Below are 4,938 nucleotides of genomic sequence, written 5' to 3'. Positions count from 1 at the left end.
GTGAGAGGATTCCTGTCAGGAATTTGCTGCCAGGCCTCCGCTGTAGTACCAGCGTCCTTTGTGTTTTTCGAAATCGGAGAGTTCGTGATGGACTTTCTCTTCTCCTTTTTCTGTATACCAGGCTTTGAATTCGACTCGACCTTTTTTGTCCAGCGCTTTTCCTCTGTAAACCTTGAGGATTTCGACTCTGTGAAATGTTGCACTCTCCATCCACGCTTTGGTCGCTTCGATATCCACGTCGTGAAAGTCGGTTTCGACGAGATAGACGATATTTTTTTTGACATAGGCGGTATATCGGGAGCGCATCAGCGCTTCGGCCGTGGGAACCGGGGCTCCGCCTTCGAGGTATTTCCCGCAACATGCCATATAGTCGCGTCCCGATCCGCAGGGACATAACGCTTCCGCTTCAGCCGGCATGGATGGTTCCCGTTTGGAGGTCGACTTTGAGTGTTTCCGGTTTCTTCAGAAAATAGTAGATGAAGTAGATAATGAGGCCGATGCCGGCGAGCGAGAGCCATATCAGCGAAGCGCCAACACTGAATTCACGTCGGCTGACGACGAGCATATCGTTTTTCATATCGTCGATTTTGTAGCGGTTTTCGGTGAAAAGGTCGATGATGCGTGTCATCTTTTCACGTTCGAGAAGTTTGTTGTCATGGAGAACATTGATGACGTAGTTCTGGAGTTTGGCAATGTTCTCTTCGCGCAGCCGCTTTTCGTAAAGGAGTACGACGATACCCGCGGCTGCGGCGACTAACAGGAGAAGAAGAGTCAATCGTTCTGCTTTTCCATGATCTCGTTGATGACGATACCACGAATCTTCCGTGCCTGGTAATCGAGCTTGTGAAAGAGTTCATAGACTTTTTCGGCATCGAGCATCACTTTGGTACGGAAGTCGTAGAGGCCCGTACTCGCATCGTGCGGTATATGCTCATCCAGGAATCTGTAAAACTCATCCCGGCGCTCTTCGTAGGCCCGCAGCTCTTTTCTGATCGCTTCTTTATCCACGCCCAATCTCCTCGATAAAATTTTGGTTGATTATACTATACTTTCACCTATGATTGATTTACTGGTTTCGATTCTCGGTATCTATTTTTTCGTCGCGCTCGGGGCGTTTTCGAAATGGAAGTTCAAAGAGGATCTGCATGACCGTTCGCTTATACTGGTTTCTGTCTACATACTTCAGCCTTTTCTGACCTTCTGGGGATTGACCACGCGCCCGCTCGAAGCGGAGGTTTTCGAGGTCTCTTTCTGGTACGTCGGAATCGTGACGGTGATTTTCCTGCTTATGCTCCCTCTGGCGAAACGGCTTTTTGAAGACCGCAAAAAACGGGCCATCTTTCTTGTGGCTTCGCTTGTGGGCAATACAGGAAATCTCGGTATTCCTCTGGGGATAGCCATTTTCGGGGAAGCGAGCGTGCCCTATACCACGATGATCAATCTCGCCAACGTCTTTTTCGTCAATATTCTGGGGGTCTACATCTACTCGTCGGGAAGCTTCGATGCGAAAACGTCGGTGATGAATGTCGTGAAAATGCCGATTTTGTGGAGTGCTGTCGCCGCGATCGCCGTCAATCTCGTCGGATGGCAGATACCCGAATCGATCGAAGCCAGTCTGAAGCTGGGAGCCTACGCGTCAATCGTCGTGCAGCTGCTGCTTTTCGGTATCTATCTTTCGGAAGTGCGCCCCGAACATATCGACAGGTCGCTGCTCGGTTCGGTCGGAATCGTTAAATTTTTTCTACTGCCGTTGGCGGGCTGGATGCTGATGCGGTTCTCATCGCTCGATCCCATGGTCCAGGCCGTTTTAATAATGGAACTTCTTACGCCATTGGCGGTTGCCAATGTCAATTTCGCGGCACTGTTTCACTGCCGGCCCAAAGATACCGCCGCGCTGGTCTTTGTCAGTTCGCTCTTTTTTCTTCTCTATTTCGCACTGCTTTGGCCATGGGTCATGCGGATGCTATAATTGCAGAAAAAAAAGAGATTGGTATGGTTGAAATCATTCAGACCCGTAACGCTCCCGAAGCGATCGGCCCCTATTCCCAGGCGATGAAAGTGGGAAACCTCGTCTATACATCCGGCCAAATCGCATTGACACCGGAAGGTGAGATGAGAGAAAACGATGTGGAATTGCAGACGGCGCAGGTCATGCGTAATCTCAAGGCAGTTCTCGAAGCTGCCGGAAGCGGTCTGCAGCATGTTGTAAAAACGACGATTTTTCTGATCGACATGGAGGATTTTGCCAAAGTCAATGCCGTTTACGAAAAATGGTTCGACGGTCACAAGCCGGCACGCAGTACCGTGGCGGTCAAGACATTGCCGAAAAATGCACTCGTCGAGATCGAGTGTATCGGATTGATAGCGGAGCAGACTGAATAACGTTGCTTATTAAAGTATACTTAAATTAAAGTTGAGTATAATTCGCCACTAAAATCGTTTGGCAAACCATTTGACAAACCAAAGAAGGAAACGGCATGACAGCAATCATCAAACATGGCGGCAAGCAGTACAAGGTCAGTGAGGGCGATATTCTCTGCCTCGATCACATGGGCCTCGAGCCGAAAGCCAAAATCGAAATCAAAGAAGTATTGGCTGTCGAGAACGATGGCGACCTGAAGGTCGGTACACCGTTCGTCGATGGCGCTGTTGTCGAAGCGGAAGTGATCAACGAAGGTCGTGAAAGAAAGATCATCATCTACAAAAAACGACGTCGTAAAGACAGCAAGCTCAAGCGCGGCTTCCGCCGAGATTTCACTCGCGTTCGCATTACGAAAATCGCGTAATTAAAGAAGGAGATTACTTATGGCTCACAAGAAAGGTCAGGGTTCAACCCAGAATAACCGCGATTCAGCGGGACGTAGACTCGGTGTCAAGAAAATTGGTGGCCAGGCAGTCGTAGCCGGAAATATCATCTATCGTCAGCGCGGCACAAAAATCCATCCTGGCAACAATGTCGGTATGGGTAAAGATCATACGCTTTACGCACTTATCGACGGTGTCGTCAAGTATGAGCGAAAAGACAAACGACGCAAGAAAGTTTCCGTTTACCCCGCATAATCCGCATGGGCGGTCTCTCCGCCCTTTTTCTTCTCTTTTTTGACATTTTCCTTAAAATCTGATATTTTAAAACCGAAAAAATCGATAACAACAAGGCAATAGAAGTATGTTTGTAGACAGTGTAGAGCTGAAACTCAGTTCCGGGAAGGGAGGGCAGGGATGCTCGTCGTTTCGCCGTGAAAAGTTTGTCGCCAAAGGGGGACCCGACGGCGGCGATGGCGGGCGCGGCGGCGATGTCTGGTTTGTCGTGGACAAAAATACCGACACCCTCTCCCATTTCAAAGGGAAAACCCATCTCAAAGCAAAGAACGGACGGCCCGGACAGCCCAGAAAATGCGCCGGAAAAACGGGCGAGTCGCTCTATGTCAAAGTGCCGCCCGGAACACAGGTTATCGATAAAGAGACGGGAGAACTCCTACTGGATCTAACCGTGGACGGGCAGAAGGTGAAGTTTCTCGAAGGAGGCAAAGGAGGGCTGGGGAACGTCCATTTCAAATCCTCCACCAACCAGCGTCCAACCTATGCCCAGCCCGGCAAGCCCGGCGAAGAGAGAGATATTCGCCTGGAATTGAAGCTGATCGCCGATGTAGGACTGGTGGGTTTTCCGAATGTGGGCAAATCGACGCTCATCGCGACGATATCCAATGCCCATCCCGAAGTGGCCAACTACGAATTTACGACATTGACGCCGAAGCTGGGAGTCGTGGCGATCGATGAATACCGATCTTTCGTCATGGCCGATATTCCGGGGATCATCGAGGGGGCAAGCGACGGCCGGGGACTCGGTATCGAGTTTCTGAAACATATCGAGCGTACCAAAACACTGCTCTATATGATCGATGTGGCCAACTATCGCGATGTGACGGAACAGTTTGCTTCTCTACAGAAAGAGTTGGAACGCTACAGTTCGGAGCTTGCCACACGCCCTTTCGCCATTGCATTGACACGTATCGATGCACTCGACGCGGAGCAGGTGAACGAAAAGATGTGGGAACTGCTCCAATCGCTCGATCTCGTGGCGAACGATGTATTGAAAAAGTATGGGGTGGAACCGGATTATATCAGTTACGGAAGTGAGGAGAAGAGCAACCCCCATTTTGTCATGCCGATCTCGGCCATCGCCAAAATCAATATCAAACCGCTGATCTTTGCATTGGCGGATGTTATGGAAAAACGACAATGAAACGAATCGTGATCAAAGTCGGCAGTGCTGTGCTGACAGAACAGAATCGTGTTGCCAGGGAACGGATGGCGGCACTGGTGGAGCTCATCGCAAAAGTGAAAGAGAAGGGTGTCGACGTCATTCTTGTCAGTTCGGGTGCCGTCGCAGCGGGCTACACCCTCTGCAGGCTCGACAAAAAAGAGCTCCCCAACCGTCAGGCTCTCGCCTCTATCGGGCAGCCGCGGCTCATGGCGATGTATCAGAAAAAATTCGAGCGCTACGGCATTCTGGTGTCACAGATACTTCTGACGGCGGACGATTTCGACTCCAGAAAGCGGACGTATCATGCCAAATGTGCCGTCGAAACACTCTTGGCCCAGCATGTCGTGCCCATTATCAATGAAAACGATGTCACAGCGACGGAGGAGCTGGTTTTCGGCGACAACGACCAGCTGTCGGCGCACGTTGCCTACTATTTCGATGCCGAGCTGCTCGTGATTCTTTCCGATATCGACAGCTATTACGACAAAGATCCGCGCAAACATGCGGATGCCAAGCCGCGCAAGATCGTGCACGAGGTTCCCCAGGAGGATTTGAGGGCGGAGTGTACCCCCAACACGTCGTTCGCCACCGGCGGTATCGTTACCAAACTCAAAGCGGCCGATTTTCTGCTCAAACGCGGGAAAGAGATATTTTTTGCCAGCGGCTTCGACCTG

9 protein-coding genes are annotated in these 4,938 nt (G+C 50.6%); 6 read left to right on the top strand and 3 right to left on the bottom strand.

The window, feature by feature from the left end; all coding sequences use genetic code 11:
* Window positions 1–15: 15 nt before the first annotated feature.
* Genes Q1K24_RS03780 through Q1K24_RS03770 form a run of 3 tightly spaced genes read right to left on the bottom strand, consistent with a single transcriptional unit; the run spans window position 16 to window position 1,008 of the window.
* Window positions 16–417 carry a YchJ family metal-binding protein gene (locus Q1K24_RS03780; protein WP_300366183.1) on the bottom strand — a complete coding sequence of 134 codons (402 nt, stop codon included), beginning with the start codon at window positions 415–417 and terminating at the stop codon, window positions 16–18.
* Entirely contained in the window at window positions 407–775 is a 369-nt protein-coding gene (locus tag Q1K24_RS03775) for a hypothetical protein (protein WP_300366180.1), read from the bottom strand. Before Q1K24_RS03775 ends, Q1K24_RS03780 begins: the two co-directional genes overlap by 11 nt.
* On the bottom strand, window positions 772–1,008 hold the full coding sequence (locus Q1K24_RS03770; RefSeq protein ID WP_300366177.1) for a hypothetical protein: 237 nt from the start codon (window positions 1,006–1,008) through the stop codon (window positions 772–774). Before Q1K24_RS03770 ends, Q1K24_RS03775 begins: the two co-directional genes overlap by 4 nt.
* A gap of 49 nt (window positions 1,009–1,057) precedes the next feature.
* On the opposite strand from Q1K24_RS03770, the gene Q1K24_RS03765 reads away from it, so the two are divergent.
* The 6 genes from Q1K24_RS03765 to proB form a co-directional block, all read left to right on the top strand.
* A complete protein-coding gene (locus Q1K24_RS03765) occupies window positions 1,058–1,969 on the top strand; it encodes an AEC family transporter (RefSeq protein WP_300366174.1) in 912 nt (303 codons plus the stop codon).
* Window positions 1,970–1,992: 23 nt separating this feature from the next.
* The gene (locus tag Q1K24_RS03760) at window positions 1,993–2,382 is read left to right on the top strand and encodes a RidA family protein (protein WP_300366171.1); all 390 of its coding nucleotides are present in this window, start codon (window positions 1,993–1,995) and stop codon (window positions 2,380–2,382) included.
* A gap of 95 nt (window positions 2,383–2,477) precedes the next feature.
* Window positions 2,478–2,786: a 50S ribosomal protein L21 gene (gene rplU, locus Q1K24_RS03755; RefSeq protein ID WP_300366168.1), complete on the top strand. Its 309-nt coding sequence runs from the start codon at window positions 2,478–2,480 to the stop codon at window positions 2,784–2,786.
* 19 nt (window positions 2,787–2,805) lie between these two features.
* On the top strand, window positions 2,806–3,060 hold the full coding sequence (gene rpmA / locus Q1K24_RS03750) for a 50S ribosomal protein L27 (protein WP_300366165.1): 255 nt from the start codon (window positions 2,806–2,808) through the stop codon (window positions 3,058–3,060).
* Window positions 3,061–3,166: 106 nt separating this feature from the next.
* Window positions 3,167–4,243, top strand: a complete 1,077-nt coding sequence (gene obgE, locus Q1K24_RS03745) for a GTPase ObgE (protein ID WP_300366162.1) — start codon at window positions 3,167–3,169, stop codon at window positions 4,241–4,243.
* Window positions 4,240–4,938, top strand: a 699-nt coding sequence (gene proB / locus Q1K24_RS03740) for a glutamate 5-kinase (protein ID WP_300366159.1), incomplete at its 3' end; no start/stop codon positions are given. The genes obgE and proB, both read left to right, overlap by 4 nt.

Origin of the sequence: Hydrogenimonas sp. (genome assembly GCF_029932565.1) — a bacterium.
Taxonomy (GTDB): domain Bacteria; phylum Campylobacterota; class Campylobacteria; order Campylobacterales; family Hydrogenimonadaceae; genus Hydrogenimonas.
This window is presented reverse-complemented; position numbering and strand designations above follow the sequence as displayed.

Excerpts from the sequence above, each read along its gene's own strand:
- Q1K24_RS03780 (WP_300366183.1), bottom strand. The coding sequence starts at position 417 with ATGCCGGCTGAAGCGGAAGCGTTATGTCCCTGCGGATCGGGACGCGAC.
- Q1K24_RS03765 (WP_300366174.1), top strand. The coding sequence starts at position 1,058 with ATGATTGATTTACTGGTTTCGATTCTCGGTATCTATTTTTTCGTCGCG.
- Q1K24_RS03760 (WP_300366171.1), top strand. The coding sequence starts at position 1,993 with ATGGTTGAAATCATTCAGACCCGTAACGCTCCCGAAGCGATCGGCCCC.
- rplU (WP_300366168.1), top strand. The coding sequence starts at position 2,478 with ATGACAGCAATCATCAAACATGGCGGCAAGCAGTACAAGGTCAGTGAG.
- rpmA (WP_300366165.1), top strand. The coding sequence starts at position 2,806 with ATGGCTCACAAGAAAGGTCAGGGTTCAACCCAGAATAACCGCGATTCA.
- obgE (WP_300366162.1), top strand. The coding sequence starts at position 3,167 with ATGTTTGTAGACAGTGTAGAGCTGAAACTCAGTTCCGGGAAGGGAGGG.